31 protein-coding genes are annotated in these 25606 nt (G+C 69.3%); 26 read left to right on the top strand and 5 right to left on the bottom strand.

Annotated features, from left to right (window positions below):
- Positions 1-32: 32 nt before the first annotated feature.
- The 7 genes from IH68_RS0130865 (at position 33) to IH68_RS0130840 (ending at position 4475) form a co-directional block, all read left to right on the top strand.
- Positions 33-287, top strand: coding sequence for a MoaD/ThiS family protein (locus IH68_RS0130865; protein WP_030941534.1), 255 nt, complete (start codon positions 33-35; stop codon positions 285-287).
- A 2-nt stretch (positions 288-289) separates the two neighbouring features.
- On the top strand, positions 290-1417 hold the full coding sequence (locus tag IH68_RS0130860) for a hypothetical protein (protein ID WP_030941532.1): 1128 nt from the start codon (positions 290-292) through the stop codon (positions 1415-1417).
- A gap of 173 nt (positions 1418-1590) precedes the next feature.
- Positions 1591-2337, top strand: a complete 747-nt coding sequence (locus IH68_RS0130855) for a DUF2993 domain-containing protein (RefSeq protein WP_030941530.1) — start codon at positions 1591-1593, stop codon at positions 2335-2337.
- A gap of 198 nt (positions 2338-2535) precedes the next feature.
- Positions 2536-2616 carry an Ms5788A family Cys-rich leader peptide gene (locus IH68_RS59885; protein ID WP_350751515.1) on the top strand — a complete coding sequence of 27 codons (81 nt, stop codon included), beginning with the start codon at positions 2536-2538 and terminating at the stop codon, positions 2614-2616.
- A gap of 132 nt (positions 2617-2748) precedes the next feature.
- Positions 2749-3588 carry a sulfurtransferase gene (locus IH68_RS0130850; protein WP_030941528.1) on the top strand — a complete coding sequence of 280 codons (840 nt, stop codon included), beginning with the start codon at positions 2749-2751 and terminating at the stop codon, positions 3586-3588.
- Between the two features lie 85 nt (positions 3589-3673).
- Positions 3674-3961, top strand: a complete 288-nt coding sequence (locus IH68_RS0130845; RefSeq protein WP_030941526.1) for a DUF1416 domain-containing protein — start codon at positions 3674-3676, stop codon at positions 3959-3961.
- A gap of 250 nt (positions 3962-4211) precedes the next feature.
- Positions 4212-4475, top strand: coding sequence for a DUF3099 domain-containing protein (locus IH68_RS0130840; RefSeq protein ID WP_030941524.1), 264 nt, complete (start codon positions 4212-4214; stop codon positions 4473-4475).
- 30 nt (positions 4476-4505) lie between these two features.
- Here the strand turns inward: IH68_RS0130840 and IH68_RS0130835 are convergent, their stop codons facing one another.
- Positions 4506-4868: a DsrE family protein gene (locus tag IH68_RS0130835; RefSeq protein WP_030941521.1), complete on the bottom strand. Its 363-nt coding sequence runs from the start codon at positions 4866-4868 to the stop codon at positions 4506-4508.
- A gap of 400 nt (positions 4869-5268) precedes the next feature.
- Here IH68_RS0130835 and IH68_RS0130820 point away from each other — a divergent pair, with 400 nt between their 5' ends.
- From IH68_RS0130820 to IH68_RS0130810, 3 genes are read left to right on the top strand one after another with little or no spacing between them, the layout of a single operon-like run.
- Entirely contained in the window at positions 5269-5844 is a 576-nt protein-coding gene (locus IH68_RS0130820) for an FABP family protein (RefSeq protein ID WP_030941519.1), read from the top strand.
- A 59-nt stretch (positions 5845-5903) separates the two neighbouring features.
- On the top strand, positions 5904-6341 hold the full coding sequence (locus tag IH68_RS0130815; RefSeq protein WP_030941517.1) for a Fur family transcriptional regulator: 438 nt from the start codon (positions 5904-5906) through the stop codon (positions 6339-6341).
- A gap of 10 nt (positions 6342-6351) precedes the next feature.
- The gene (locus IH68_RS0130810) at positions 6352-7317 is read left to right on the top strand and encodes a YgfZ/GcvT domain-containing protein (RefSeq protein ID WP_030941516.1); all 966 of its coding nucleotides are present in this window, start codon (positions 6352-6354) and stop codon (positions 7315-7317) included.
- A 34-nt stretch (positions 7318-7351) separates the two neighbouring features.
- Here the strand turns inward: IH68_RS0130810 and dtd are convergent, their stop codons facing one another.
- Positions 7352-7777 carry a D-aminoacyl-tRNA deacylase gene (dtd, locus tag IH68_RS0130805; protein ID WP_030941515.1) on the bottom strand — a complete coding sequence of 142 codons (426 nt, stop codon included), beginning with the start codon at positions 7775-7777 and terminating at the stop codon, positions 7352-7354.
- A 167-nt stretch (positions 7778-7944) separates the two neighbouring features.
- Here dtd and IH68_RS0130800 point away from each other — a divergent pair, with 167 nt between their 5' ends.
- Together IH68_RS0130800 and IH68_RS0130795 are read left to right on the top strand one after the other, a co-directional pair.
- Positions 7945-8592, top strand: coding sequence for a hypothetical protein (locus tag IH68_RS0130800; RefSeq protein ID WP_030941513.1), 648 nt, complete (start codon positions 7945-7947; stop codon positions 8590-8592).
- 416 nt (positions 8593-9008) lie between these two features.
- Positions 9009-10265 carry a GNAT family N-acetyltransferase gene (locus IH68_RS0130795; RefSeq protein WP_030941511.1) on the top strand — a complete coding sequence of 419 codons (1257 nt, stop codon included), beginning with the start codon at positions 9009-9011 and terminating at the stop codon, positions 10263-10265.
- 238 nt (positions 10266-10503) lie between these two features.
- Here IH68_RS0130795 and IH68_RS0130790 read toward each other — a convergent pair whose 3' ends face one another.
- Complete coding sequence (locus tag IH68_RS0130790) at positions 10504-10689, bottom strand: hypothetical protein (protein WP_030941508.1); 186 nt, start codon at positions 10687-10689, stop codon at positions 10504-10506.
- 172 nt (positions 10690-10861) lie between these two features.
- Between IH68_RS0130790 and IH68_RS0130785 the strand changes: the two genes are divergently transcribed.
- Positions 10862-11785 carry a GntR family transcriptional regulator gene (locus IH68_RS0130785; protein ID WP_078912676.1) on the top strand — a complete coding sequence of 308 codons (924 nt, stop codon included), beginning with the start codon at positions 10862-10864 and terminating at the stop codon, positions 11783-11785.
- Between the two features lie 54 nt (positions 11786-11839).
- Here IH68_RS0130785 and IH68_RS0130780 read toward each other — a convergent pair whose 3' ends face one another.
- Positions 11840-12028 (bottom strand): hypothetical protein, encoded by a 189-nt coding sequence (locus IH68_RS0130780; protein WP_030941504.1) that lies wholly within the window; start codon positions 12026-12028, stop codon positions 11840-11842.
- A 210-nt stretch (positions 12029-12238) separates the two neighbouring features.
- On the opposite strand from IH68_RS0130780, the gene IH68_RS0130775 reads away from it, so the two are divergent.
- The 8 genes from IH68_RS0130775 to IH68_RS0130740 all read left to right on the top strand — a co-directional run bounded on the left by IH68_RS0130775 (position 12239) and on the right by IH68_RS0130740 (position 20970).
- A complete protein-coding gene (locus tag IH68_RS0130775; protein WP_078912675.1) occupies positions 12239-13120 on the top strand; it encodes a GntR family transcriptional regulator in 882 nt (293 codons plus the stop codon).
- Positions 13121-13149: 29 nt separating this feature from the next.
- Positions 13150-13851: an HAD family hydrolase gene (locus tag IH68_RS0130770; protein ID WP_030941500.1), complete on the top strand. Its 702-nt coding sequence runs from the start codon at positions 13150-13152 to the stop codon at positions 13849-13851.
- Between the two features lie 99 nt (positions 13852-13950).
- Positions 13951-14823, top strand: coding sequence for a GntR family transcriptional regulator (locus IH68_RS0130765; RefSeq protein ID WP_030941498.1), 873 nt, complete (start codon positions 13951-13953; stop codon positions 14821-14823).
- A 272-nt stretch (positions 14824-15095) separates the two neighbouring features.
- The gene (locus IH68_RS0130760; protein ID WP_234341676.1) at positions 15096-16115 is read left to right on the top strand and encodes an aminoglycoside phosphotransferase family protein; all 1020 of its coding nucleotides are present in this window, start codon (positions 15096-15098) and stop codon (positions 16113-16115) included.
- A 159-nt stretch (positions 16116-16274) separates the two neighbouring features.
- Positions 16275-17198 carry an ATP/GTP-binding protein gene (locus tag IH68_RS0130755; protein ID WP_234341675.1) on the top strand — a complete coding sequence of 308 codons (924 nt, stop codon included), beginning with the start codon at positions 16275-16277 and terminating at the stop codon, positions 17196-17198.
- A gap of 38 nt (positions 17199-17236) precedes the next feature.
- The gene (locus IH68_RS0130750; RefSeq protein WP_037885464.1) at positions 17237-18262 is read left to right on the top strand and encodes an aminoglycoside phosphotransferase family protein; all 1026 of its coding nucleotides are present in this window, start codon (positions 17237-17239) and stop codon (positions 18260-18262) included.
- Between the two features lie 9 nt (positions 18263-18271).
- A complete protein-coding gene (locus IH68_RS0130745; protein WP_030941489.1) occupies positions 18272-18889 on the top strand; it encodes a TetR family transcriptional regulator in 618 nt (205 codons plus the stop codon).
- A 50-nt stretch (positions 18890-18939) separates the two neighbouring features.
- Entirely contained in the window at positions 18940-20970 is a 2031-nt protein-coding gene (locus IH68_RS0130740) for a HelD family protein (protein WP_030941487.1), read from the top strand.
- A 227-nt stretch (positions 20971-21197) separates the two neighbouring features.
- Here the strand turns inward: IH68_RS0130740 and IH68_RS0130735 are convergent, their stop codons facing one another.
- Positions 21198-22055, bottom strand: coding sequence for a nitroreductase/quinone reductase family protein (locus IH68_RS0130735; protein ID WP_030941485.1), 858 nt, complete (start codon positions 22053-22055; stop codon positions 21198-21200).
- Between the two features lie 165 nt (positions 22056-22220).
- On the opposite strand from IH68_RS0130735, the gene IH68_RS0130730 reads away from it, so the two are divergent.
- The 5 genes from IH68_RS0130730 (at position 22221) to IH68_RS0130710 (ending at position 25588) form a co-directional block, all read left to right on the top strand.
- Positions 22221-22844 (top strand): RraA family protein, encoded by a 624-nt coding sequence (locus tag IH68_RS0130730; RefSeq protein WP_030941482.1) that lies wholly within the window; start codon positions 22221-22223, stop codon positions 22842-22844.
- Complete coding sequence (locus tag IH68_RS0130725) at positions 22844-23326, top strand: HAD domain-containing protein (protein ID WP_030941480.1); 483 nt, start codon at positions 22844-22846, stop codon at positions 23324-23326. Before IH68_RS0130730 ends, IH68_RS0130725 begins: the two co-directional genes overlap by 1 nt.
- A 91-nt stretch (positions 23327-23417) precedes the next feature.
- A complete protein-coding gene (locus IH68_RS0130720) occupies positions 23418-23969 on the top strand; it encodes a carboxymuconolactone decarboxylase family protein (protein WP_030941478.1) in 552 nt (183 codons plus the stop codon).
- The gene (locus IH68_RS0130715) at positions 23966-24832 is read left to right on the top strand and encodes an RNA polymerase sigma-70 factor (protein ID WP_030941476.1); all 867 of its coding nucleotides are present in this window, start codon (positions 23966-23968) and stop codon (positions 24830-24832) included. The genes IH68_RS0130720 and IH68_RS0130715 overlap by 4 nt, the downstream gene beginning before the upstream one ends.
- Positions 24833-24961: 129 nt before the next feature.
- Positions 24962-25588 carry a helix-turn-helix domain-containing protein gene (locus IH68_RS0130710; RefSeq protein WP_030941474.1) on the top strand — a complete coding sequence of 209 codons (627 nt, stop codon included), beginning with the start codon at positions 24962-24964 and terminating at the stop codon, positions 25586-25588.
- The last annotated feature ends 18 nt before the right edge of the window (positions 25589-25606 follow it).

Here is a 25606-nt window from a genome sequence, read left to right as displayed (position 1 = left end):
GTACACCGCCGATCCACTACCAGAGGAACCGGATGCCGAAGGTCACGGTGCGCTACTGGGCTGCCGCGAAGGCCGCGGCCGGGGTCGCCGAGGAGCCGTACGACGCGGCCACCCTCGCCGAGGCGCTCGACGCCGTGCGCGGGCGACACCCCGGAGAACTCACGCGCGTCCTGCAGCGATGCTCGTTCCTCATCGACGGTGACCCCGTGGGCACCCGCGGACATGAGACGGTACGGCTGGCCGACGGCGGCACGGTCGAGGTGCTCCCGCCGTTCGCAGGAGGGTGACGATGACCAACCAGCCGTACGAGGGTCCGTACGACGCGTACGACCCGTATCAGCAGCAGCCCCAGCAGCAGGCGTGGACCGGCGAGCAGGGGCAGCAGCCGTACCAGGGCTACCAGGGGTACGACGACCCGCACGCCGCCCAGGCTCAGCAGTACCAGCAGTACACGCAGCAGTGGCAGGGGCAGACCTGGGAGGCACAGCCGCAGGTGCCGGTGTCGGCCGCGGAGACGGCGTACCTCGCGCAGCAGGGGTACGCCGGCGCTGCAGCTGAGCCCGGGTACGACGCACCCGGCGGTGCGGGCCTCGCCCAAGGCGGTGCGGAGCCTGAGGAGGACTCCGACTACGGCCCCGCGACCCTCGCCGGCAACTCCCGGATCACGGACGCCCAGCGCGCCCGTGAGGAGGGACGTTCCCCGATCATCGAGCCGGGAATGCAGCCGGCCGGGCTCACGGCGCTGCTGGGCCTGCTCGTGTCCGGTGCGGCGGCGGTCGGCTCGTACGCCCTGCTCGTCCCGCTCATCGCCCTGCAGGCGGTCACCGCGGCGGGCTGGTTCCGGCTGAACGGCATGTGGCCGGCCCGGCAGGGCATCGCGCTGGCGTTCCTGGGCGCGCTGGCCGCGGACGTCGCGCTGCTGGTGGCGGGCCGGGAGAACGCCCCCGCGGCGATCCTGGGCACCCTCGGCGTCTGGGTCCTGCTCTCCCTGGTCCTCCAGCTGCGCTCGCACGCGGACCCGGACGAGCGGATGTACGGCCTGATGGCGACCGTCGCCTCGGCGGCGCTGTCCATCGTCGCGGCCGGATACCTCGCGGCCGAGCCGGACGCGGTGACCGTCGGCGCGGCCGCCGTGGCGGTGGCCGTCCTGGCCCGCGCCCTGCCGCTGCCCACCCCGGCGTCGGTCGTGGTCTCGCTGCTCGCCGCGGCGGGGGCGGGCATCGCGGTCGGCGGGATGACCGGCTTCGGCGCGAAGGGCGCCCTGCTCGGCGCGGGCGCGGCGGCCTGCGCCCTGATCGGCCACCGGGTGGCGAGCTACGACTACCCGTCGAGGTTCGTCCACTTCACAGCGGGCGTGGCCCTGCCACTGACGGCGGCGGCACCGGTGGTGTTCGTGCTGGGCCGGGCGCTGGCGTAGGGCCGGCCTGGGGCGGCAGCCCCCGGCTCACGGCCGGACCAACCCCGGCAACAACTGTCACAGCTGATCGACAACTCCCCGATCAAACCCCGGTGCAGGGTTAGTCTCGCGCTGGACGGCCACCCGGCCGTCGTGACCGTCATTGTCGTCCGGCCAGGTGGGGGAAACACCGAATGCGCGCCCTGCGAATACTTCTGATCGTCGTCGTGGTCCTGGGCGGCCTCTTCGTCATCGCGGACCGCGTCGCGGTCCACTTCGCCGAGAACGAGGCGGCGGACAAGGTGAGGACCACCGAGAACCTCGCCACCACTCCGGACGTGTCCATCAAGGGCTTCCCCTTCCTCACCCAGGTCGCCTCCGGCGAGCTGGACGACGTCGAGATCGGCATCAAGGACTACGAGGCCGACACCGGCACCGCCGCCGGCGGCAACGGCGGCCCGAAGACGATCCGTATCGACGACCTGAAGGCCGACATGAAGGGCGTCAGCTTCTCCGGCGACTACAGCTCCGCCACCGCGGCCACCGCGACGGGCACCGCGACGATCGCCTACGACGAACTCCTCAAGGCGGCCAAGTCCGAGCCGACGCAGATCATCCCCGGCGTCAACGCCCAGGTCGTCGGCCTCTCCGACGGCGGCAACGGCAAGATCAAGGTGGACATCAAGGTCACCGCCGCGGGCGCCGCGCAGACATATCCCGTGCTCAGCTCGGTGACCGTGGACGGCGACACCGTCAAGGTGCACGCGGACAACCTGCCCAAGCTGGTCGTCGACCTCGCCGACTCCCGCATCCGGTCGATCACCGACTTCCAGCAGGCGATCCACCAGCTGCCGGGTGGCGTGAAGCTGGACAGTGTGCAGGCTGCGCAGAACGGTGTGGAGATCACGGTGAAGGGTTCGAACGTCAAGCTCGCGGGGTAGTACCACGGGCGGTGGACGCAAGGTGTCCGAAAGGCGAGACGCTCGCGTCCGCGCCGTAGATGTGATGACCGATTCGTACGCCCGGAGGCTGCGCCGATGCGGCCCGGGCTGTGATCGTTTCTCACATCCCGGACGATCGCGTCTCAGGATACGACATGGCGGTGACACGCCCCGCCGTACGTCCCTACGATCGAGGCCATGAAGCGACAGGCGGACCTTACGAAGCGGCGGGCAGTCGACCTGTGCCGCGTCGCCGCCATGCTCTGTCGCCCCTTCTGAGCGGAAGGCCCAGACCTCCGCATCCCCCCGCCCTGCTCAGGGCACCCGTGCGCGCCCCGGCCCACCGTCGGAGGCCCCCCGCACCCCCTGCACTCGCACGCCCCGCCGCAACTGCCCCGGAGGAGAAAGAGCATGAGCCGCAGCGACGTCCTGGTCGACGCCGACTGGGTCGAGGCCAACCTCGACAACCCGAACATCGCGATCGTGGAGGTGGACGAGGACACGTCCGCCTACGAGAAGAACCACATCAAGAACGCGATCCGCATCGACTGGACCAAGGACCTGCAGGACCCGGTCCGCCGCGACTTCATCGACCAGGAGGGCTTCGAGAAGCTCCTGTCGGCCAAGGGCATCGCCAACGACACGCTGGTGATCCTCTACGGCGGCAACAACAACTGGTTCGCGTCGTACGCCTACTGGTACTTCAAGCTGTACGGCCACGAGAGCGTCAAGCTGCTCGACGGCGGCCGCAAGAAGTGGGAGCTGGACGCCCGCGAGCTGGTCGAGGAGGTCCCGGAGCGTCCCGAGACCACCTACACCGCCAAGCCGCAGAACAAGGCGATCCGCGCCTTCCGCGACGACGTGGTCGCGGCCATCGGTTCGCAGAACCTGGTCGACGTCCGTTCGCCCGACGAGTTCTCCGGCAAGCTGCTCGCTCCCGCGCACCTGCCGCAGGAGCAGTCGCAGCGTCCGGGTCACGTCCCGTCCGCGCGCAACATCCCGTGGTCGAAGAACGCCAACGACGACGGCACCTTCAAGTCGGACGACGAGCTCAAGGAGCTCTACGCCGAGGAGCAGGTGGACCTGGCCAAGGACACGATCGCCTACTGCCGCATCGGTGAGCGCTCTGCCCTGACCTGGTTCGTCCTGCACGAGCTGCTCGGTGTCGAGAACGTCAAGAACTACGACGGCTCGTGGACCGAGTACGGCAGCCTCGTCGGCGTCCCGATCGAGCTCGGCGCCAACAAGTAAGAACTGCCGCAGGCACAGCAGCAAGCGAACAGACCCGCAAATCCCGACCGGCCTTCCTCCGGTCAGACCCCTCTTGGAGAAAGACATGTGTGGAGCGAAGGCCGGCGGCCCGGACGCCTCGACGATCAAGCCCGGTGAGACCACCATCCAGGGCCAGGTGACGAAGGACGGCGAGCCCGTCGTCGGCTACGTCCGCCTCCTGGACTCGACCGGTGAGTTCACCGCGGAGGTCCCGACCTCCGCCACCGGGCAGTTCCGCTTCTACGCCGCCCAGGGCACCTGGACCGTCCGCGCCCTCGTCCCCGGCGCCACCGCGGACCGCACGGTCGTCGCCGAGCAGGGCGGCCTCGCGGAGGTCGCGATCGCGGTCTGACGACCTGCCCGACCAGGGGCCGCACCCTCCGGGGTGCGGCCCCTCGGCATGTACGGGCCTACTCTGGAGGCATGCTGGCACGTCGCCGTCACGTGGCCCCTCTTTGATGCGCGCCTCGCACTGCTTCGCAGTTTCGGAGCGCTGCGCCGGACTCCGTCCGGCGGCCTTCGGCGGTGGGCCGGTCCTGGGGTGGACGTTCCCGCCCGGGCTGCTCGCGCCCGATGGGCGTGCCCAGGCCTACCCTGGAGGCATGCTGGCACGTCGCCGTCACGTGTATTTCGCCATGATGGGCACCTGCGTCGGGCTGTTCGTCCTGGCCTGGGGAGTCGTACGGATCTGGTCTGTCCCGGTCGCGGTCGGGATGTGCGTGGTCGCGATGCTGATCCCCCCGGTCGCCGCGATGGTCGCCAACCGCAGGGGTCCGGACGACCGCTGGTGGGACGACCCGTCAGGCGACCCGAAGTCCGACGAGTGGTGGGACGAACTGGACGGCAAGAAGCGCCCGAGGCCCTAGCGTCCCGGTCGACCGGCTCAGTGGACCGTCTCAGTAGACCAGCGCCTGCGTTTCGTCGCCGAGTGCCTCCTGGACGAACACCTGAGCCCCCGCGATCCGTACGCCCTCGATGACGTCCTTCTCCGTGATGTCCCGGCGGGCCGCGCACTGGGTGCACAGGGTGACGTGCCCGGCGGCGAGGATCGCGTCGAGCAGGTCGGGCAGCGGGGCCGCGTGCGGGAGTTCGAACTCGGCGGCGCGGCCCGGCAGGGCGAACCATGCGGACTCGCCGGTCAGCCACAGCGAGACGTCGACACCGCTGGCCACGGCCACCGCCGCCACCGTGAACGCCTGCGAGCACCGCTCGGGCGCATCGGCCCCCGCCGTCACCTTGATCACGAGCTTCTTCGCCATGGCCGAATCGTAATCAACTGAAACTCGCGCCGAGCAGACCCGGCAGGGGTACCTGTCCGCCGGTGAGGTCCTCGCGGTGATCGTGCAGTCCAGGAAGGGCGCGGCGAAGGCCGTACCTTTCCGGCAGACGGTGGCCCTGCAGAGGGAGCTGCTCGGCTGAGTCCCGCTTGGGCGTACCTCACAAGGAGTGCCGGGCCCCGGCCGCGTAAGCTGGGGCCCGGCCTTTGTGTACCGCCCATCCTCAGCTCATCAAGGAGCACCCCGTGCTTGAGGCATTCTTCGAAGCCCTGCTGGTCCTGGTCTGCGTCGGCGTCCTCGCCTTCGCCGGGCTGACCGTGAAGAAGCTGTACCAGGGCCAGCGCTGACCCCCATCAAGGTCCCATCAAGGAACTGCCGACCCATGATCGAGATCCCGTCCGACCTCCACAAGGACCTCGTCCCCCTCGCCTTCCTGCTCGGCAACTGGGCGGGCGCGGGCGTGCACGACTTCCCCGGTGCCGAGAAGTGCAACTTCGGGCAGGAGGTCACCTTCAGCCATGACGGCCGGGACTTCCTGGAGTACCAGTCCCGCACCTGGGTGCTCGACAACGACGGCAACAAGGTACGGCCGCTGGAGACCGAGCATGGCTTCTGGCGCATCGACGCCGACCGCAAGGTCGAGGTGACGATGGTCCGCGACGACGGCGTCGTCGAGGTCTGGTACGGCGAGATGGCCGACAAGAAGCCGCAGATCGACCTGGTCACGGACGCGGTCGCCCGGACGGCCGCCTCCGGCCCGTACAGCGGCGGCAAGCGCCTGTACGGCTACGTGAAGAGCGACCTCATGTGGGTCGGCGAGAAGCAGACCCCCGAGGTCGAGCTGCGCCCCTACATGTCGGCGCACCTGAAGAAGGTCGTCACCCCGGAGGACGTCGAGCGCTGGGCCAAGGCCCTGCCGGACGACATGCCCGACGACGGCATCGCGTTCTTCAAGTAGTACGGCACCGCGTTTTTCAAGTAGTTCCGACAAGTACAACTAGTTCTAGACTCTTCGGTGTGGTGAGCACCGACTGGAAGAGCGACCTCAGGCAGCGCGGCTACCGGCTGACGCCGCAGCGGCAACTCGTGCTCGAAGCCGTGGACGCCCTTGAGCACGCGACCCCCGACGACATCCTCACGGAAGTGAAGAAGACGGCGTCGGGGGTCAACATTTCCACCGTCTACCGGACGCTGGAGCTGCTGGAGGAGCTGGGACTGGTGAGCCACGCCCACCTCGGGCACGGCGCGCCGACGTACCACCTCGCGGACCGCCACCACCACATCCACCTGGTCTGCCGGGACTGCCAGAACGTGATCGAGGCCGATGTGTCGGTGGCCGCCGAGTTCACCGCGAAGCTGCGCCGGGAGTTCGGCTTCGAGACGGACATGAAGCACTTCGCGATCTTCGGCAGATGCCAGGACTGTTCGCTGAAGAGTTCAACTACCGAGTCGTAGGCTTGTGCATATGAAGAGCCCCCTCCTGTCCCTGCCCGGCGCCGTCCCCGCCGAGGGCGTGGACGAAGGCGTCGCCGCCCACTACGGCGAACTGTTCCGCGAGCAGCGCGCCCTCGCCGACGGCACCGGCTTCGTCGACCTCTCGCACCGCGGGGTGGTCACCGTGACCGGCGAGGACCGCCTGAGCTGGCTGCACCTGCTCCTCACCCAGCACGTCAGCGACCTCCCGGCCGGCCAGTCCACCGAGGCGCTGATCCTCTCCGCGCACGGCCACATCGAGCATGCGCTGTATCTGGTCGACGACGGCGAGACGGTCTGGGCGCACGTCGAGCCGGGCACCCAGGACGCACTCATCGCCTACCTGGAGTCGATGAAGTTCTTCTACAAGGTCGAAGTCGCCGACCGGACGGCCGAGTTCGCGGTCGTGCACCTGCCGGCCGGTTCGATCGCGGAGGTGCCGGATGGCGTCGCCGTACGCGAGACGCCGTACGGCCGCGACCTGTTCCTCCCGCGCGCGGACCTTGAGTCGTACGCGGAGAAGGCCGGCCCTCCGGCCGGGATCCTGGCCTACGAGGCGCTCCGCGTCGAACACCACCGCCCGCGCCTGGGCTTCGAGACCGACCACCGCACCATCCCGCACGAGCTGGGCTGGATCGGCACGGCGGTGCACCTGCAGAAGGGCTGCTACCGCGGCCAGGAGACGGTGGCGCGGGTGCAGAACCTCGGCAAGCCCCCCCGCCGCCTGGTCTTCCTCCACCTCGACGGCAGCGAGGTCCACCTCCCCACCCCCGGCACGGAGATCCGCCTCGCCGACGAGGACCCCGACGGCCGCAAGATCGGCTTCATCACGACCTCCGTACGCCACCACGAGCTGGGCCCGGTCGCGCTGGCCCTGGTGAAGCGGAACGTGCCGGTGGACGCGCGGCTGGTGGCGGGGGACACGGCGGCGGCGCAGGAGACGGTCGTAGAACCGTAGGCGCTGTGTCCGGGCCGTCCGGGCTGTCCGGACCCTAGATCTCCACGAGCACGGTGAAGGGCCCGTCGTTGGTCAACGACACCCGCATCTGCGCGCCGAAACGGCCTGTCGCCACCGTCGCGCCGAGGGCCCGAAGCTGGGCGACGACCTCGTCGACGAGGGGTTCGGCGACATCGCCTGGGGCGGCGGCGTTCCAGGTGGGCCGCCGCCCCTTGCGGGCATCCCCGTACAGGGTGAACTGACTGATCACCAGCAGCGGCGCATCCACATCACTGCAGGACTTCTCGTCCTGCAGCATGCGGATCGACCAGAGTTTGCGCGCGAGTTGGGCGGCCTTCTCCTTGGTGTCCTCATGCGTCACCCCGACAAGGACGCAAAGCCCCTCGCCGATGATCTCCCCGACCGTCTCACCGTCGACGACGACACTCGCGCCGTCCACTCTCTGCACCACTGCACGCATGAACCCATCATGCCGTCTGCTCGGAATCAGGTCCGAGGGGGCCTTGGAGGGCTTCTTTTTGATCCTTAACCCCCCATCTGGGGCCGATCGGGGGCACTCGGTCACATAGCGGCCACTTGGGGTGGCACGATGCTTCCACACGCCGGTCGAGGGGACGGTTGAGGCACATGAGCACACCGAGTATGGGGCAGCCTCCTGGGGCAGTCTCACTGATTCGTACACGAGAGCGGACGCCTCCGCGTCCGCCCACTCAGCGCACGGACAGCCCGGACAGCGCGACCGGCGGGGACAGCGGTGAGGGCCCGGACCGCCCGCAGCTGCCCGCGGGGCCGCCCGAGCACGACCTGGCCGTGCTGAGCCTGCCCGAACTGCGCACCCTGCGCCGGGACGCCCAGCGCGAGGAGGCAGACCTCAGTTATGTACGGCGGCTGCTGCAGGGCCGTATCGACATCCTGCGGGCGGAACTGGCCCGCCGCTCCCCGGCAGGTGCGGGCTCCGTGGTCGAACGGCTCTCGGAGATCCTCACGGACGCCCCGGCCCGCCATCGCTCCTCCGCCCGCCATGTGACGCTGGGCACGCCGTACAACGAGGAGTACGGGCAGCTGGCCGCGGACATGCTCGCCGAGGTCGAACTCTCCGACCTGGCCGCGCGCACGGACCTGGAACTGAACACGGCAATGGGCCGACTGGTCCGCTACGAGCAACAGGTGTCCCTCAGGCGCCAACGCCTCCAACGGACAACGGACAACTGCAGCGGCGAAATCACCCGCCGCTACCGCGAGGGGGAGGCGCAGGTCGACGACCTGCTGACCTGAGCCCCGGAGGGCGGGGCCGGGATTGCCGTCCCAGGCCCCCGCCGTAGCACCCCTTTGTGCACTCCGACCGGTGCGGCGTTTCGGCAGGGGCCGCCGTGAGGCGTGTCAGCCGTAGCGCCGGTGCGTGCCCTTCAGCTCGTCCGGCGTCCGGTGTCGGGGTTGCCGTCCCGATCCCCCACCCACCCGCGGGGCGTAGCCGTCGTAGCGCCGGTGCGTGCCCTTCAGCCCGTCCGGCGTTTGAGGACGTGGCCGTTCAGGCCGATCGGGGTCCGGGGCGGAGCCCCGAAACGGGGTGCGGGCGCGGAGCCCCTGGTGGGGTCGAAGGGGCGGCAGCCCCTGGGGACGGGACGGGTAGGGGCGGCGGGGGCGAGGAAAATCCGCGCGACACCACCCCACGCCCGACCTACCGTGATCCCATGACCCAGGCGCACCCCGACATCGACGTCCGCCCGATCACCGAGCCCGAGTTCCCCGAGTGGCTCCGCGCCGTGAAAGTGGGATTCGTACAGCAGCCCCACGTCTGGGAACCCGAACTCGAAGCCCGCCGCCCCCAGTTCGAGCCGAACCGGTACATCGGCGCCTTCGACGGCACCCGCTGCGTAGCAACCTTCCGCTCCTTCGAGCAGCAGGTCACCGCAGTAGGCGGCACCCCCGTCCCCGCCGACGCCATCTCCGCCGTCACCGTCACCGCCACCCACCGCCGCCGCGGCCTGCTCACCCGCATGATGAGCCAGGACCTCACCACCGCCAAGGAGCGCGGCGACATCGTGGCCACGCTCATCGCCGCCGAGTACCCGATCTACGGCCGCTACGGCTTCGGCCCCGCCACCACCGCCGCCGAGTGGACCGTGGACGTCCCGCGCTCAGGCCTCGACCCCCGCTGGTCCGGCCCGGCCGACGGCGGCCGTATCGACCTCGTGGACCCCGAGGACGTACGCAAACTCGGCCCCGAACTCCACGACCGCGTCCGCCGCACCACCCCCGGCGCCGTCACCCGAGGCGACCGCTGGTGGCAGCAGCACACGGGCGAGGTGCGGGTCGACCCGAAGTGGACCGAGCCTTTCTTCGCGGTCTACCGCGCAGCGGACGGCGAGGTCGAGGGCCTGGTCGCCTACGAGGTCGACGACAAGTGGGGCGACGCCAAGCAGCCGCTGGACACGGCGACCGTACGGAGCCTGATCGCGGCGACCCCGGCCGCCGAGCGCGCCCTGTGGAGCTACCTGTGCTCCATCGACTGGGTCACCCAGGTCAAGAGCGGCCATCGGGCCCCCGACGACCTGCTCCCCCTCCTCCTCCCCGACCCGAGGGCCGCCCGCATCACCAGCGCCGCGGACTGGCTGTGGGTGCGGATCCTGGATGTCGTACGGGCGCTGGAGTCGCGGACGTACGAGGGTTCGGGCTCCCTGGTGCTGGAGGTCGCCGACCGCGCCGGTCTGGCGGGCGGCCGCTACCGGCTGGAGGCGTCGGCGCAGGGCGCGTCCTGCACGCCGACCACGGACAGCGCCGAACTCACCCTGGACATCGCCGAGTTGGGGCGACTGTGGCTGGGTGACGAGTCGGTCGTGCGGCTGGCGGCGCTGGGCCGGGTGCAGGAAGAACGAGCGGGCGCCGCCCGAGTGGCCGACGCCCTGCTGCGTACGTCCAGGCGGCCTTGGTGCCCGGACATGTTCTGAGCCTCCTTCCTTCCGACAACGACTGACTGATGACTCATCCGTAGCTGTGCTCTTCAGTTGTGACCGTGCTGATGGAGCTGTTCAGTTGTGGCTGTACTGATGGAGCTGTTCAGTTGTCGGTGTTCAGTTGTGGCTGTGCGTTTGGTGCAGACTGACCGAGCTCCCGGCTCCCCTCCGGAGGGGAGCTCGGCCAGCCGGATCCTGGGTCGGCGAACCCGTCGGGCTCGCCGGGCCGGAGTCAGCCGGACTGGGCGAGCAGCATCACGAGGATGACCGCTCCGATGCCGCTGATCGTGGTGTTCCTGGCCTTGAGTCCGATGGACAGGGCGGCGAAGGCGATGATGCCCATCGGCCCGTACTTCCACTGGACGAGGTTCTCGAATCCGATGGCGAGGGCGGCGACGGCGAGGGCGATGAGCGGCATGACGGTCCCTCCTTCGGGACGGGGAGGCGGGCCCCTGGTTGCGGCCAACCCTCGTGAAGTTTGACCATGTTGTTGAAGTTGGTGACCAACTTCTCTGTACTTATCTCCGCTTGGAAGCGGCTTATAACCACCTTCCCTGGAACTGCCCAAAGATGGCGGGAAGTTGTAGTGTTTGGTCGTGGACCCGAAACACGCCTCCGTCAATGGGCGGAAGAGGTCGCAGCGGCCACAGACGTCACAGACGTCGCACCGAGACGTGGCAGACGAGCTGCGCGCCCGCATCAGGTCGGGCGAGCTCAAACCGGGTCAACGCATGCCCACGCAGGCGAAACTGGCCGACGAGTTCGGCGTCGAACGCGGCGCGGTACGCCAGGCCCTGCGCATCCTGCAGTCGGAGCACCTGCTGACCAACGTGTCGAAGGGCGCCCCCGCGACCGTCGCCCCCGACCTGGGCCTGAGCAAGGCCCTGACCGGCCCCGGAGCGCCGCCGCTGCCGACCACGGTGGCCCTGGCCCCGCGCATAGCGGACGCCTTCGCAGCGCATCACGTGGAGATAGACGCTCTCTGTCTGACCGCTGTCTCGCTGACCCTCGCGATCGGCGAACCGCTGCGCCGGATCCACGCCGGACAGCTGAAACCGGCCAAGCTGGACGTCCGCGTACTGCTGCCGAGCCGCGACATCGACCTGGCCTTCCCGATCCCGGTGGACCCGTCCGCCGACGGCCGGCTGCAGCGCCGCTGGCTGGCCAATCGCAATGCCCAGGGCCAGGTGCTCCAGCACAACCTGCTGGCCCTGCGCGCCACCCACGGCATCGACGTGAACGTCACCTTCCGCGCCCTGCCCTTCACGCCGCCCGTGAAGCTGTACCTGCTCAACGGCATGGAGGCGCTCTTCGCGTACTACACGCTCACGCGGCGCGAGGAGGAGATCGACCACGAGTACCTGGAGATGTACGACGCCGAGGGCACCCAGTCGATGCTGTTCGCCTTCGAACAGGGCCCCGGCCTGCGCGACACCACCTTTGTCGAGCAGTCGCACCTGTGGTTCAACGCACTGTGGGAGACGATCAGTTCGGAGCTTGTGCTCACGAGCTGATGTCTCCCACAGCGACTGAGCCGGCGGCCGACCGGGCCGCGGGTCGCCTTCCGCTCATAGAGCGGGCCCCGCGACCAGCAGGGCGAGCACGACGGCCCCGATGGAGCTGACGGCCGGGTTTTTCGCCTTGATGCCTATGGTGAGCAGCAGCAGACCGATGATGCCGGTGACGCCGTACTTCCACTGAACGGTCTGCTCGATGCCGACGACGAAGACGGCGGAGAGGAGGGCGAGGACGGGCATGGTGGTTCCCCCTTCGGGCTTCGCGGGCGGGACGGTGCGTGGGGGGTGAGGCGGATCCGAGGAAGTCCAAGTCCAAGGAAGTCCAAGGAAGCAAAACTTCCGCCAACTGAGCTAAGTTGGCAACCAACTCCAACTAAGTTATCCCCACTTGGCAGCCACTCATAAACAAGTCAGAAACAACTCCCCGTAGATGGATCCGAGTTGTAGCGTTTGGTCGTGACTCAGGAGAACGTGGCAGTGAACGGCAGCAGAAGGCTCTCGCCCCAGGAGATCGCCGACGTCCTGCGGGAACGGATCAACAGCGGCGACCTCAAGGCCGGAGACCGCCTGCCCACTCAGGCCGAGCTGGCAGACGAGTTCGGCGTGGAACGCGGCGCCGTCCGCCAGGCCCTGCGCGCCCTCCAGCAAGACGGGTTGCTCACCAACGTCAGCAAGGGAAGCCCCCCACGGATCGCGGAGCCGCCGGCCCTCGGCAGGGACGAGCCGCAGCCGACGACAGTGGGGCTGGCACCGCGGCTGACGGAGGCGTTCGCGACGCCGCGCGTGCGCGTCGACGTCGTGTGCCACACGTCCGAGACCCTGATGCTCGCCCTTGGCGAGCCGCTGCGCCGGATCCACGACGGCAGCATCCGTCCCGACTCGATAGCCTTCCGCGTCCTGCTGCCGAGCCGCGACATCAACCTCGCGTTCCCGGTGCTGGTCGAGGGCAGCGGCGACGACGACACGGTCCATAAACGGTGGTTGCAGATGCGCGACGCGCAGGCGCGGGTGCTCCAGCACAACCTGCAGGCCATCCGGTCCACGCACGGCATCGACGTACAAGTCACCTTCCGTGCTCTGCCCTTCACACCGCCGGTCAAGCTGTACCTGTTCAACGGAGAGGAAGCGCTGATCGGGTACTACATCCCCACCAAGCGGGAGGAGGAGTGGCAGAGCCAGACCCTGGAGATGTACGACGCCCTCGGCTCCCAGTCGCTCCTCTTCTCCTTCCTGAAGCGGGCCGGCTACCGGGACGCCGCGTTCGTGGAGGAATCCCAGAAGTGGTTCGACGCCCTCTGGGAAACCATCACGACGGACCTGACACTCTCCTAGTGACTAGTGATACGACGCAGACTGATCCGATGGCGGCACAGACCGAGAGACTGCAGGAGCTGATCGGGCACGCCCGCGTCGTGCTCTGGGACTTCGACGGACCGATCTGCCGGCTGTTCGCCGGGCACTCGGCGGAAGGGGTGGCGACCGACCTGGTGGGCTGGCTCGAAGGCCGGGGGCTGCACGATCTCCTCACGGAGGACGAGCGGGACACCGAGGACCCTCATGCGGTGCTGCGCGCGGTGGACCGCCGGCACCCCGCCAGCGACCTGGTGGTGGAAGTGGAGGAACGTCTCACCCAGGAAGAACTGCGGGCGGTCCCCAAGGCCCAGCCGACCCCGTACGCCGACCCGCTGATCCGCACCTGGAAGGCGGTCGGCGCACGCTTGGCGATAGCCACGAACAACTCCCCGAAGGTCGTCCACGCCTACCTGGCCGGCCGCGGCCTGCTCGACTGCTTCCTGCCCCACATCTACGGCCGCACCCACGACCTGCAGTACCTCAAGCCCCACCCCCACTACCTCAACCGCGCCCTGACAGCCATGGGTGTGGCCCCCACCGGCGCCCTGTTCATCGGCGACACCCCCACCGACTGCGAGGCGGCCCGCCAGGCCGGAGTTCCCTTCCTCGGCTACGCGCGTAACGAGCACAAGGAGAAGCTGCTCCAGGTCGCCGGGGCGACCGACATCGTGGGGTCGTTGGAGCCGTTGTTGGAGGCGGTGAGGAGGTGACTCCGTCGATCGCCCCTTCCTGTCGAGTGGTCAACTCTCGGCCTGGTTAGGCTGTTTGACTGATTCCTAGCGGCAGTCAAGCTGAGGTACGGTCGCGGCGTGACTGGCGGCACCTCAACCGGCGAGCGGGGCGGCAAGGAGTACGACCGCGTCGCCGCAGCGCTGCGGGCTCGTATCACCAGCGGCGAATATCCGCTGAACGGACGCCTGCCGTCGCAGCGTGAACTGGCCGACGAGTTCGACGTCTCCCGCGACACCGTGCAGCGGGTGCTCAGGGACCTCAAGAGCGAGCACTGGATCGAGTCGCGTCAGGGCAGCGGATCCCGGGTGATCTGGAAGCAGCGTATCCACTTGCCGAGAAGCGAGAAGGAGCCTGGCCACCAGGTCACATTGGGGGAGCTCATCGCCGAAGCGTTCGAGCAGTCCGAAGTGACCCTGGACGTCTTCACACTGACGTCGGAGTCCCTGGGTGCACACCTCCGCACGCAGGCGGAGCGGATCCAGGCGGGGCGCATTTCCCCGCAGGGGATAGCCCTGCGCGTGCTACTGCCCTCCGAGTCGGTCGAGATGCCGTACTGGCGCACCGGCGACACCACTCACGACGAGGTCCTCAAGGAACGCTATCTGGACCTCAGGCGCCGGCACACGGCCACACTGCGGACCCTCGTGAGCGATCTGCGGGCCATGAAACTGGTCCCCTCGGTGGAGTTCGAGATTCGTCACATTGGACTGGTTCCGTACTCCAAGCTCTACCTCGTCAACAAGGTGCAGGCTCTGGAGGGCCCGTACGAGGTCTACATGCGCACCTTCGAACTGGACGACGGCCTGGAGATCGAGGTCCCCGACGTGATCGGTCTGGGCGCCGGTCTCACGCACTACGTCAAGGACGACGACCCCTCTTCCCAGGGCACGGAGTTCGTGGAGAAGCAGCAGGCCTGGTTCGCGTCAGTATGGGAGCTGTTCGGCCATTAGCATACGGCTCCGAACGGGTTGTCTCGTACGAGTCGTTGTGCGCCGCCGAACAGGTTGGGGCAAACCGGCGATCGCTTACCGGACCTGCACGAATAGGTTTGTGCAACGTGCCACAGCACATGCAAAGTTATGAGCTCTTTAGCATGCCTCGCAGATGGAGCCGCTAACCTCGCCCCATCATGTCCCCGCAGCCTCACGAAAAGCGCCAATCGATTGCGCATCGCCTGGCGCATCGCCTCTTGGAGGCCCGCCGGCGCCGAGGCACGGCTGCTGTGCTCACAGGCCATCACAACACCAACTACGTACTGCGTGTGGGCCTGTTGCTGGCCCTGCTGCTCGGCATCGCGCCCTTCGTGCGGTTCAAGTATCGGGTGCCGTTGAAGACGGTGGAGGTCGTTCCGCGTATCTGGCCCAGTGAGGTCGATGTGCTTGAGGTCGTCTGCCGCCATCTGAGTGAAGTGCCGCGCGGGCTAGCTGTACCCGGCGACCGGTCCCTGCACCGATATCTCAGGGGCAAGGCGCTCAGTGAGCGGAATCCCGACGGCCGTATCGACGACGAGCTGATGCGTGAGTTCGCGGCGTTCTTCGTCCGGACTGCTCAGGTACCGGCCAAGGAGCTCCCAGCGTGCCCCGTGGACTGGCCGGCCGACGGCGAGAGCGAGAAATTCCTGCACTGGCTCGTCGACTTCACCGAGAACCGCGTACACCTGCCCAACCGCGACCGATTCGGTGACCTCTTCGATGCCGTGGGGATCCCCCTGGACGCGATGACGACGTTCAAGAAGAACCACCGTGAGCTGGCCCGCCGCCCCTTTGTCCTCCTGCACACCGACGTCCATCGCGCCAATGTCGTCCTCCACCGCAAGGGGATCGCGGTGATCGACTGGGAGCTGGCGATATACGGAGACCCCCTGCACGACCTGGCGACGCACGTCGTGCGCATGGGCTACAGCGAAGACGAAAAGCAGCGGATGATCGCCCTGTGGGCCGAGGCCATGGAGGAGGCCGGCCTCGGCTCCCTGACCGCGGGCCTGCACGACGACCTCAGCACCTACTTGGACTTCGAGTACGCGCAGTCGGTGTTCCCGGACATCATGCGGGCAGCGCTCGCTCTCCCGGCCGATGCCGGGGAACTGCACTTCCGTGGGGCGGGGGATCGAGTGAGCCGGGCCATGCAGCGAGCCCGGAAGCCTCTGGAACTCGATCAAGTACCGGACTCGGAGCAGATCGTGGAAGCTCTGCGGAAGTGGCACAGCATGCACGCGACGCCGGCGCCGATCGCCAAGCCCTGACGGTACGCCAGGGCCAGGCCAACGGCGGTGATTCCATGGTGATTTCGTCGGCCCCTTCCTGACGGCCTGTCCATCCGGGCACCATGAGCAGGCTCGGTTCAAGTCGGGGGCTGGCAGGGGGAATCAGTGTCGGACACAAGGCCGTCCTGGAGCGCCAGAGTGGCTGCCGGATGGGGACGCGCGGAGTCCACGGTCACGAAGCTCTTTCTGGCCGCCGTCTTCGCACTCGGACTTTTGGCACAGTTCGTGAAGCCCATAGGTGACGCGCTGGAGGGCAAGGTCTACCTGGGCGGCGCCCTGCTCACCGTGGTGGGCTACGTGCTCTACTCCGAGGTGCAGCGCCTCAACGCGGCGCACGCGACGCAGCGGGAGAACGAGGAAGCCCTGGACCAGGTGGTGCGGCGGCTCGACGACGAGGTACAGCGCCTGAACACGGTGCTGCGCCCAACAGGCGGAGCGGGGGTCACGCCGAGCGAGCTGGAGCGGGAATTCAAGGAGGCGCTCGAGGCCGGGGGAGAGGTCCGACTCACAGCGATGGGATTCACCGGAGAGACGTTCGCCGTGCCCCTGAAGAACATTCTGCAGAGCCTGGGCGCGGATCCGCTGCGCACCGTGAGCCTCCGTGTTCTGGTACCGGACTTCACCAAGGAGATCGAGGTCCCCGGACAGGTTGGCTCGGGCGGCAAGATCTCCGATGCTCCGGACTTCCGCGAACACCTGAGGCGTCAGATCGCTGAGCACGCGAGCAGTCTGAGGTCTCAGATAGGGCGGATGGCCGTCGCCAGACGGGGGACGCTGAAGGTCGAATTCCGCATCCTGCACATGTCGCCCTCGCTCAAGCTCTACTTCATCAACAACGACGTGGTGTACGAGGGGATCTACGACAGGCTCGACCTGCGTCCCGACCCGTCGAACACCACCCCCGCGGTCGGTGACGGGAATCTCCTGGACCTCATCGGCTACGACTCCCTGCTGACCCGCTGGTCCCTGGACGGCGGAGACCACGCCCGGGAGATCATCCGTCGCCGCAGGGAGCTCTTCGAGACGCTCTGGAACGTGGCGCACGAACTGACGCCGACGTAGCCTCCCAGCACGACCGGACCCTTCGTGAACGGGGTGTGATGAATCCGGAGTCGGACAGTGGGGTGATCAAGGGCCCGCTCAGGGGGTACCACCACGAAACCTATGTGCTTCGACTGGACGGTGGGACGCAGTTCGTCAAGGTCCGTGAGCCGCGTGCTGAGATCCTCTGGTTCGACCGGCGGTGCTTCGAGTCGGAGGAGAAGCTGCTGCGCACCCTGAAGGGGAAGGTCGACCGGCTTCCCGATGTCCTCGATGTCGCGGGCATGGGGTTCCAGGGGTTCATCGAGGGGCGCACCCTCCCCACACGGCGGGGGGTGGGTCGGAGCGTCTCCGACGCCGTCTTCGACCAGATCGTCGAGCTCTTCCGGCAGATGGCGCAGATCAGCCCCGACCTGCTCGAGAGTGTGCCGCGGCGTTGCCTGCAGAAGGACCGTGTCGACGACGGTGACACGGACGGTTTCCTGGAGCGTCTGATCGTCTTCATGGAGGATCAGGTCTACGAGAAGAACCTGGCGGAGTTCGGGGACCTCTTCGACCGACTCGGTGTGGGCGGTGAATCGTTCGTCCGCCTGAAGAAGAAGATGTCCGGGCTGCGGCGGCGCCCTTTCGGCCTGCTGCACGCGGATCTGCACCGTAAGAACTTCGTCGTCGACTCCCGGGGCCAACTCTGGACCATCGACTGGGAGTTGGCGATGCTGGGCGATCCCCTCTACGACCTCGCCACCCATCTGTATCTGATGCGATACCCCGAGGATCAGCAACGCCGTATGGCCGCGGAATGGAGCCGGGTCGTCGAGAAGGCCAACCCGGGCGGGTCGTACGGCCTGGCGGACGACCTGGACGTGCTCCTCGACTTCAAGAGAGCGCAGTCGGTCTTCACCGACGTCATCCGGGTGTCGTTGTCGCTTAGCGATGGAACGGGGTTCAAATGGGCGGCTCTGCCTTGGGCCGCCCGGAAACTCCAAAGAGTCCTGACTGCCGCGGCCCATCCGCTCGATCTCGCTGAGGTGCCGAGCCACTCGGAGATCATGGCGGCCCTGATGCGCCGGCACCGTGGTGCGTAGGCTCACAGCATGACCGAGCCCGGCCTGCGTGAACGCAAGAAGCAGCGGATGTACCAAGAGGTCTCCGAGATCGCCATCCGGCTGTTCCTGGAGCGCGGCTTCGACGCCGTGTCCGTCGCCGAGATCGCCGCCGCTGCCGAGATCTCCAAGCCGACCCTCTTCCGGTACTTCCCGGCGAAGGAGGATCTCGTCCTGCACCGGATCGCGGATCACGAGGGGGAGGCCGCCCGGGTCGCGGCCGGGGGGCTCGCGCCGCTCGCCGCGCTGCGGCGGCATTTTCTCGACGGGCTGGAGCGGGGTGATCCGGTCACCGGGCTGAACGACCATCCGCAGGTTCTCGCCTTTCACTCCCTCCTCTACGGGACTCCCGCCCTGGTCGCCCGCGTGTACGCCTACCAGCAGCGGTCCGAGGCCGCGCTCGCCGAGGCACTCGGCGGTGGGCTCGAGGCGCGGCTCGCCGCCGGGCAGATCGTTGCCGTGCAGCGGATTCTCGCGATGGAGAACTGGCGGCGGATCGCCGAGGGGGAGCGCGTGGAGGACGTACGGGCGGATGCCGTGGCCGCGGCGGAGCGGGCGTTCGATGTGCTGGCGGCCGGGCTGCCGCATCTCGCACAGCCCAATGGGTGAGACGCGGTAAAATATTTAACTCGGTTGTGCAATTGGGTACCCTCGGTCCCATGACGTCAGCCGAGCCCGCCCCGCCCGCCCCGCCGGCCCTCAAAGAGTCCCTCCACCGCGAACGCGCCCACCACGACCGCTGCCGCACCGCCCTCGCCGCCATGGTCGACGGCGCTCAGGAGCAGGTCGTCACCGGCGAGGACGTCTCGGCCTCCGGGGCCGACGCCGAAGTGCTCGGGTACCGGCTGCGAAGCCGGGCGAAGGAGATGCGGGAGCTGCCCGAAGGGCCGTTGTTCTTCGGGCGGCTGGACACCGCCGAGCAGTCACTGCACATCGGCCGGCTGCGGATCAGTGAGGACGTCGCCGCCCCGCCGCTGGTCGTCGACTGGCGGGCGCCCGTCTCCCGCGCCTTCTACCAGGCGAGCGCCGGCGACCCGCAGGGCGTCGCGGTCCGGCGCCGGTTCGGCTGGGCCCCCGGCAGCCGCGGCGACTCCGCCGACCTCACCGGTCTGGAGGACGAGCACCTCGACCGGGGCGAGTCCCGGGCGAGCGACATCGTCGCCCGGGAGATCGAACGGCCCCGCGTCGGCCCCATGCGTGACATCGCAGCGACCATCCAGCCCGAGCAGGACGATCTCGTACGAGGAGACCTGGGCGTTTCCGTGTGCGTGCAGGGCGCTCCCGGCACCGGCAAGACCGCGGTCGGGCTGCACCGGGCCGCCTACCTCCTCTACACCCACCCGCAGCGCATCAAGCGCGGCGGACTGCTCATCCTCGGCCCCAACCGGACCTTCCTCTCCTACATCTCCCAGGTTCTGCCCGCCCTCGGCGAGACCGGCGTACGGCAGTCGACGCTCCAGGAGGAGATCGCCGCGCACCCGGTCAGGGGGACCGACAGCGAGCGGGCCGCCGTCGTCAAGCACGACGCCCGGATGGCGGAGGTGCTGCGCCGGGCGCTGTACGCGAATGTCTCCGGCGACGGGGTCGAACCCCTTTCCGTGGACGACGGCTCGTACCGGTGGCGGGTCGGGGCCGGCGAGCTCGTACGGATCGTCGAGGGTGTGCTGGCCGAGGAGCCGCCGTACGGGATCGGGCGGGAACGGGTGCGGATGCGGGTCGTACGGAGTATCCAGCTGCAGGCCGAGCGGCGGGCCGGGCCGCAGTCGAACGCCTGGGTGCAGAGGATCTCGCGGGCGCGGGCGGTCGGGGCGTATGTCGACGCCGTGTGGCCGCGGGTGCGGCCCGAGGAGGTCGTTGCCCAACTGCTCGTAGACGCACGGATGTTGGCATTCGCCGCCGACGGGCTGCTGGACGCCGACGAGCAGCGGGCACTGCTGTGGGCCAAGCCCCCGCGGTCGTGGAAGTCGGCTCGCTGGTCGGCCGCCGACCTGGTGCTCCTCGACGAGGTCTCCGGGCTCGTCGAGCACCCCGAGGGGTACGGCCATGTCGTCGTCGACGAGGCGCAGGACCTCTCCCCGATGGAATGCCGGGCCATCGCGCGGCGCGCACCCTTCGGGTCGCTCACCGTGCTCGGCGACCTGGCGCAGGGGACCACGCCCTGGGCGGCGCGGTCCTGGGACACGGTCCTGCGGCACCTGGGGAAACCGGACGCGGCCGTGGTGCCGCTGACGACCGGGTTCCGGGTGCCCGGGGCCGTCGTCGCACTCGCCAACCGGCTGCTGGAGCGGCTGGACGTCGACGTCCCGGCGGGGCGGTCCCTGCGCCGGGACGGCGAGTTGAGGGTGCGGGAGGCGGGAGCCGATCTGCCGGGTGCGGTCGTGGACGCCGTACGCGATGCGCTCGGTCATGAGGGATCGGTCGGAGTCGTGGCTGCTGACGCCGACATGGACCGGGTGACACGGGCGCTCCGCGCGGCCGGGATCAGGACCGCGGGACCGGACGAGCTGGGCGCCCGCGTGACCGTCGTACCGGCGGCGCTCGTCAAGGGACTCGAGTACGACCATGTCGTCGCCGTCGAGCCCGCGGCGATCGCGGAGGCGGAGGCACGCGGCCTGCACCGGCTGTACGTCGTGCTGACCCGGGCCGTCTCGCGGCTGGAGGTGGTGCACGGGCGGCCGCTGCCGTTCTAGCCGGAGCCGGAGCCGAAGCCGGAGCCGAAGCCGGAGCCCGAGGCCGAAGCCCGAACCAGGCGCCGACGCCGCCGTAACTGCGGGCAGTCGTGTCTTCGGGGCGGCTTTCGCCCCCAAGAAAGGAGGCACCCGGTCGGCGTCGGCTCGCGCCCCGGAGCCGGGGCCCGGACCTCGGGCGCCGGGGCACCGAAACCGGGAATCGGAAAGCGGCAGCGGCCGCCCGCCGGTCAGGCGGAGGCGTCGAGGAGGGGGATCAGCTCATCCTCCTCGTACGTCAGATGGGCTTCGAGGGCGAGGGTGAGGCGCTCGACCTCGGCGGCGGCCGCGGTCGGGTTCTCGTCGGTCATCGCGCGGCGCAACTCCGCCACCAGGGCGGCGATCTGCTCGTGCTCCTCGCCCAGGCGCCTGAGCACCGGGTTCGCCTCGGGGTGACGGTCGGCGAGGAACGGGAACATCATCGTGTCCTCGCCGGTGTGGTGGTTGTGCAGGCCCTGGCAGAAGGTCAGGCAGTTGACGCGCAGCTGGGCGCCGAGGGTGCCGTTGCCCGCCACCATCTCCTTGCGGATCAGGGCGAGTTCACGGCGGAAGGCGTCGTGCACCACCTTGATCGCCTCGCCCGGCGAGGAGGCGTTGATCTTCCCCGGGCCGCCGTTCGTGATCGCGTGCAGGGCGACCACCGGGATGATCCGTTCGGTCTTCTTCTGGTACTCCGCCCAGCCGGGGTCCGCCTCCACCGCCCGCGCCCAGGCCTCCTCCCGCTCCTCGCCGGCGAGTACGACGGCCCGCGCCTCGTACGTGAACACACCGCTCTCGACGGTGACTTGGGGGTTGGCCAGGAGGTTGTGGTACCAGTCCGGGTGCTTGGGGGAGCCGCCCGCGGAGGCGATGACCAGGACGCGTTCCCCGCCGTCGGGGAGGTAGCCGACGGGAGTGGTGTGCGAGGTACCGGTGCGGGCGCCGGTGGTGGTCAGCAGGAGCAGCCGGCCACCCTCGAAGGGGCCGCCGACGCGGCCCTGGTGGGCGCGGAACTCGTCGATGACCTGCTGGTTGAAGTCGATGAACTTCTTGTTGTCGCCGTTGGGCATTCTCTTCTTTCTCTGCAGCTGGTGTCTTTCGAAGGGTTCGAAGGCGGCGCAGAGAAAGAGGCGGGCTTCGCGCCCGCCCTGGCCTCACTCAGAGGCCGGGCACCCAACTCGCTCACGGCACAAGGCCGACCCGGCAGTCATGCACCGGACGATAACGTCCGACGTATGACTGATGCCACCGAGTTCCGGACCATCCCCACCACCACTCTCGCCGACCTCCTGGGCCGCGGACAGGTCATGGACATCGGGATCCGCCCCCTGTGGGGACCGCACGGGCGGGTGGCCGGACCGGCCTTCACCGTCAGCTGCCCGCCCGGCGACAACCTGATGCTGCACGCCGCCATCCACCGCGCCGAGCCCGGATCGGTCGTCGTCGCGGAGTCCGGAGACCTGGACTGGGCGCTCGCGGGCGGCAACGTCTGCGCCGTCGCCCAGCGTCGCGGCGTCGCGGCCTTCGTGCTGGACGGACTGATCCGCGATCTCGCCGAGGTGCGCGAGGCACGGTTCCCGGTGTTCGCCCGGGGCGTCATCCCCATCCCGGGCGCCAAGTCGGTCGTACGGCCGCTGGGCGAGCCGGTGACCTGCGGTGGCGTACGGATCGAGGCGGGCGACATCGTCGTGGCCGACGAGGAGGGCGTCGTCGCCGTGCCCGCCGCCCGCCGCGACGAGGTGCTCACGGCGGCCCGGGCCAAGCTCGCCAAGGAGGCCGACGAGTCGCTGGACGCATGGGAGGCGGCGCACCGGGCACGCATCGACAAGATCCTGGCGGAGCAGGGATTCGAGGGCTGATGCTGCTCTTCCTCGACATCGACGGCACGCTGATCCCCTTCGGCTCGGCGCACCCGTACCCCTCGTACGAGCCGCAATTTCCGTTGCCGCAGGCGGCGGTCGCGGGCCAACCGCTGCTGAACCGCATCGACCCCGGGCTCGGCGCGCGGCTGGTGGCGCTGGACTGCGAGCTGGTGTGGGCGACGACCTGGCTGGACGACGCGAACGTGTGCGTCGCGCCCTGGCTCGGCCTGCCCCCGCTGCCGTCGGTGGACTGGCCGGACGAGGACGAGCCGCCGACACCACTGCACTGGAAGACCCGGCCGCTCGTGGCCTGGGCGGACGGCCGCCCCTTCGTCTGGGTCGACGACGAGATCACCGCCGCCGACGTCACCTGGGTCGCCGCACACCATCCGGCGCCCGCCCTGCTGCACCGGGTCGACCACCGGTACGGGCTCACCGACGCGGACTTCGCCGTAGTGGAGGAGTGGCTCGGGCGCTGAGGCCCGCTGCGCCCGAGGCTGTCACATTCGCGGGCCGCGCGGTGTCTTCATGCCGAACAGGCAACGCCCGCACCCGGAAAGGGAGATCACCATGGCGCTACGCGTTCCGAAGGCCGAGATCAGCAGCGAGGTCGTCGACAGCATGATCGAGCGGTTCGGTGTCGTGCCCGAACCGCTCGAGGCGACCTGGCACAACCCACCGGTCGCCGAGGCGGCCTCGGAAATGGGAGCCAGGGTGGCCGCCTGGGATGCGGCCGACGAGAGCCTCAAGTCGTTCGCCCACATGGCCGTCGCGGCACAGGTCGGCTGCAGCTGGTGCCTCGACATCAACTACTTCCAGGCGCAGAACCTGGACCTGGACCTGGCCAAGGCGAGCCAGGTGCCGCGCTGGCGCGAGTCGGAGGTGTTCACACCGCTGGAGCGGGACGTCATGGAGTACGCCGAGGCCATGACGAACACCCCGCCGACCGTCACCGACGAGTTGTCCGGGCGTCTGCTGGACCGGCTCGGCCCGGCGGCGCTGGTCGAGATCACCGGGTGCATCGCCTACGCCAACCTCGCGACCAGGAGCAACACGGCGCTCGGGATCGAGTCACAGGGCTTCTCCGCCGCCTGCGAGATCCCGCTGGCCGCACGTTCATGACCGAGGACCCGTTCGTCACCCACCGTCGCCTGCTGTTCACGGTCGCCTACGAGATGCTCGGCTCGGCGGCCGACGCGGAGGACGTGCTGCAGGAGTCCTGGCTGCGGTGGGCCGGCGTCGACCGTGCGCAGGTGCGCGATCCGCGGGCGTACCTCGTCCGCACCGTGACCCGGCAGGCACTCAACCGCCTGCGGACGCTGTCGCGCAGCCGCGAGGAGTACGTCGGCGAGTGGCTCCCCGAGCCGCTGCTGACCAGCCCGGACGTCGCCGAGGACGTCGAACTCGCGGAGAGCGTCTCGATCGCGATGCTGACCGTTCTCGAAACACTCGGGCCGACGGAGCGGGCGGTGTTCGTGCTGCGCGAGGTCTTCGAGCTGCCGTACGGCGAGATCGCCGAGGCGACGGGCAAGTCCGCGGCCGCGGTACGGCAGATCGCCCGCCGGGCCCGCGAGCACGTGGCGGCCCGGCGCCCGCGGGTGCAGGTCAGCAGGTCGGAGCAGCAGGCCGTGGTGGAACGGTTCCTGGCCGCCTTGCGGACCGGCCAGCTGCAGGAGCTCCTGGAGGTCCTTGCGCCGGACGTCGTGATGATCGCCGATGGCGGCGGGGTCGTGGCGGCGGCTCTGGCTCCGCTCCACGGGGCCGAGGTGGTGGCGAAGCTGCTCGCGGGCGCGAACCGGAAGGTGGCGGCACTCAGGACGACGACCGTATGGCTCAATGGCGCACCCGCCGGCCGCATCGACTTCGACGGTGAACCGTCCACGGTGAGCCTCGCGGTGGAGAACGGCCGGGTCACCCGGATCTACGTGGTGAGAAACCCGCGCAAGCTGACCCGGCTGGACACCCCGGCCGAACTCGCCAGGTAGGCCCGCCACCGGGCCGCCACCGTCCCGCTGCGGGCGCCCGCGCGCCCCGATGCACCCGCCCGAGTGGCGTGGCGCACTATTGCAAGCGGCTGCTTGCAATAGTTAGCGGGGATGGTGCAAGGTGGAGGCATGGCATCGCTCAACGTCGGCAATCTCGGTGAGTACCTGCGTGAGCAGCGGCGCACTGCGCAGCTCTCGCTCAGGCAGCTCGCCGATGCCGCCGGGGTGTCCAATCCGTATCTGAGCCAGATCGAGCGCGGGCTGCGCAAGCCGAGCGCGGAGGTGTTGCAGCAGGTCGCCAAGGCGCTGCGGATCTCCGCCGAGACGCTGTACGTCCGCGCCGGCATCCTCGACGCCGAGCGGGACCGGGACGAGGTGGAGACGCGCGCCGTCATCCTCGCCGATCCCACGCTGAACGAGCGGCAGAAGCAGGTGCTGCTCCAGATCTACGAGTCCTTCCGCAAGGAGAACGGGTTCGGGATCGCCGGCGCGGCGGACGAGATGACCGAGGCGGCCCCGGAGGCCGGCGCGGTGGTCCTGAGTGCCGAGCCCGGCCGGGGTGCCACGGACACACGGGACGCTCAGGACACCGACACCGCGATACGCCGTCCCCGCGAGGACGACGGCGAGCAGACCGGTGAGCGCCGCACCCGCAAGACCCGCACGGCCGGCGGACGCAGGTCCGCCACGCGCCGCACCCGCACGTCCGACGGCAACGATGCCGAACCGCACGACCCGCAGCAGCCCACCGGTTGAGCAGACCGGCCACGCTGC

It is taken from the genome of Streptomyces sp. NRRL S-646, assembly GCF_000720765.1.
Classification (GTDB): domain Bacteria; phylum Actinomycetota; class Actinomycetes; order Streptomycetales; family Streptomycetaceae; genus Streptomyces.
This window is presented reverse-complemented; position numbering and strand designations above follow the sequence as displayed.

Excerpts from the sequence above, each read along its gene's own strand:
- IH68_RS0130865 (WP_030941534.1), top strand. The coding sequence starts at position 33 with ATGCCGAAGGTCACGGTGCGCTACTGGGCTGCCGCGAAGGCCGCGGCC.
- IH68_RS0130860 (WP_030941532.1), top strand. The coding sequence starts at position 290 with ATGACCAACCAGCCGTACGAGGGTCCGTACGACGCGTACGACCCGTAT.
- IH68_RS0130855 (WP_030941530.1), top strand. The coding sequence starts at position 1,591 with ATGCGCGCCCTGCGAATACTTCTGATCGTCGTCGTGGTCCTGGGCGGC.
- IH68_RS59885 (WP_350751515.1), top strand. The coding sequence starts at position 2,536 with ATGAAGCGACAGGCGGACCTTACGAAGCGGCGGGCAGTCGACCTGTGC.
- IH68_RS0130850 (WP_030941528.1), top strand. The coding sequence starts at position 2,749 with ATGAGCCGCAGCGACGTCCTGGTCGACGCCGACTGGGTCGAGGCCAAC.
- IH68_RS0130845 (WP_030941526.1), top strand. The coding sequence starts at position 3,674 with ATGTGTGGAGCGAAGGCCGGCGGCCCGGACGCCTCGACGATCAAGCCC.
- IH68_RS0130840 (WP_030941524.1), top strand. The coding sequence starts at position 4,212 with ATGCTGGCACGTCGCCGTCACGTGTATTTCGCCATGATGGGCACCTGC.
- IH68_RS0130835 (WP_030941521.1), bottom strand. The coding sequence starts at position 4,868 with ATGGCGAAGAAGCTCGTGATCAAGGTGACGGCGGGGGCCGATGCGCCC.
- IH68_RS0130820 (WP_030941519.1), top strand. The coding sequence starts at position 5,269 with ATGATCGAGATCCCGTCCGACCTCCACAAGGACCTCGTCCCCCTCGCC.
- IH68_RS0130810 (WP_030941516.1), top strand. The coding sequence starts at position 6,352 with ATGAAGAGCCCCCTCCTGTCCCTGCCCGGCGCCGTCCCCGCCGAGGGC.
- dtd (WP_030941515.1), bottom strand. The coding sequence starts at position 7,777 with ATGCGTGCAGTGGTGCAGAGAGTGGACGGCGCGAGTGTCGTCGTCGAC.
- IH68_RS0130800 (WP_030941513.1), top strand. The coding sequence starts at position 7,945 with ATGAGCACACCGAGTATGGGGCAGCCTCCTGGGGCAGTCTCACTGATT.
- IH68_RS0130795 (WP_030941511.1), top strand. The coding sequence starts at position 9,009 with ATGACCCAGGCGCACCCCGACATCGACGTCCGCCCGATCACCGAGCCC.
- IH68_RS0130790 (WP_030941508.1), bottom strand. The coding sequence starts at position 10,689 with ATGCCGCTCATCGCCCTCGCCGTCGCCGCCCTCGCCATCGGATTCGAG.
- IH68_RS0130780 (WP_030941504.1), bottom strand. The coding sequence starts at position 12,028 with ATGCCCGTCCTCGCCCTCCTCTCCGCCGTCTTCGTCGTCGGCATCGAG.
- IH68_RS0130770 (WP_030941500.1), top strand. The coding sequence starts at position 13,150 with ATGGCGGCACAGACCGAGAGACTGCAGGAGCTGATCGGGCACGCCCGC.
- IH68_RS0130750 (WP_037885464.1), top strand. The coding sequence starts at position 17,237 with ATGAATCCGGAGTCGGACAGTGGGGTGATCAAGGGCCCGCTCAGGGGG.
- IH68_RS0130745 (WP_030941489.1), top strand. The coding sequence starts at position 18,272 with ATGACCGAGCCCGGCCTGCGTGAACGCAAGAAGCAGCGGATGTACCAA.
- IH68_RS0130740 (WP_030941487.1), top strand. The coding sequence starts at position 18,940 with ATGACGTCAGCCGAGCCCGCCCCGCCCGCCCCGCCGGCCCTCAAAGAG.
- IH68_RS0130735 (WP_030941485.1), bottom strand. The coding sequence starts at position 22,055 with ATGCCCAACGGCGACAACAAGAAGTTCATCGACTTCAACCAGCAGGTC.
- IH68_RS0130730 (WP_030941482.1), top strand. The coding sequence starts at position 22,221 with ATGACTGATGCCACCGAGTTCCGGACCATCCCCACCACCACTCTCGCC.
- IH68_RS0130725 (WP_030941480.1), top strand. The coding sequence starts at position 22,844 with ATGCTGCTCTTCCTCGACATCGACGGCACGCTGATCCCCTTCGGCTCG.
- IH68_RS0130720 (WP_030941478.1), top strand. The coding sequence starts at position 23,418 with ATGGCGCTACGCGTTCCGAAGGCCGAGATCAGCAGCGAGGTCGTCGAC.
- IH68_RS0130715 (WP_030941476.1), top strand. The coding sequence starts at position 23,966 with ATGACCGAGGACCCGTTCGTCACCCACCGTCGCCTGCTGTTCACGGTC.
- IH68_RS0130710 (WP_030941474.1), top strand. The coding sequence starts at position 24,962 with ATGGCATCGCTCAACGTCGGCAATCTCGGTGAGTACCTGCGTGAGCAG.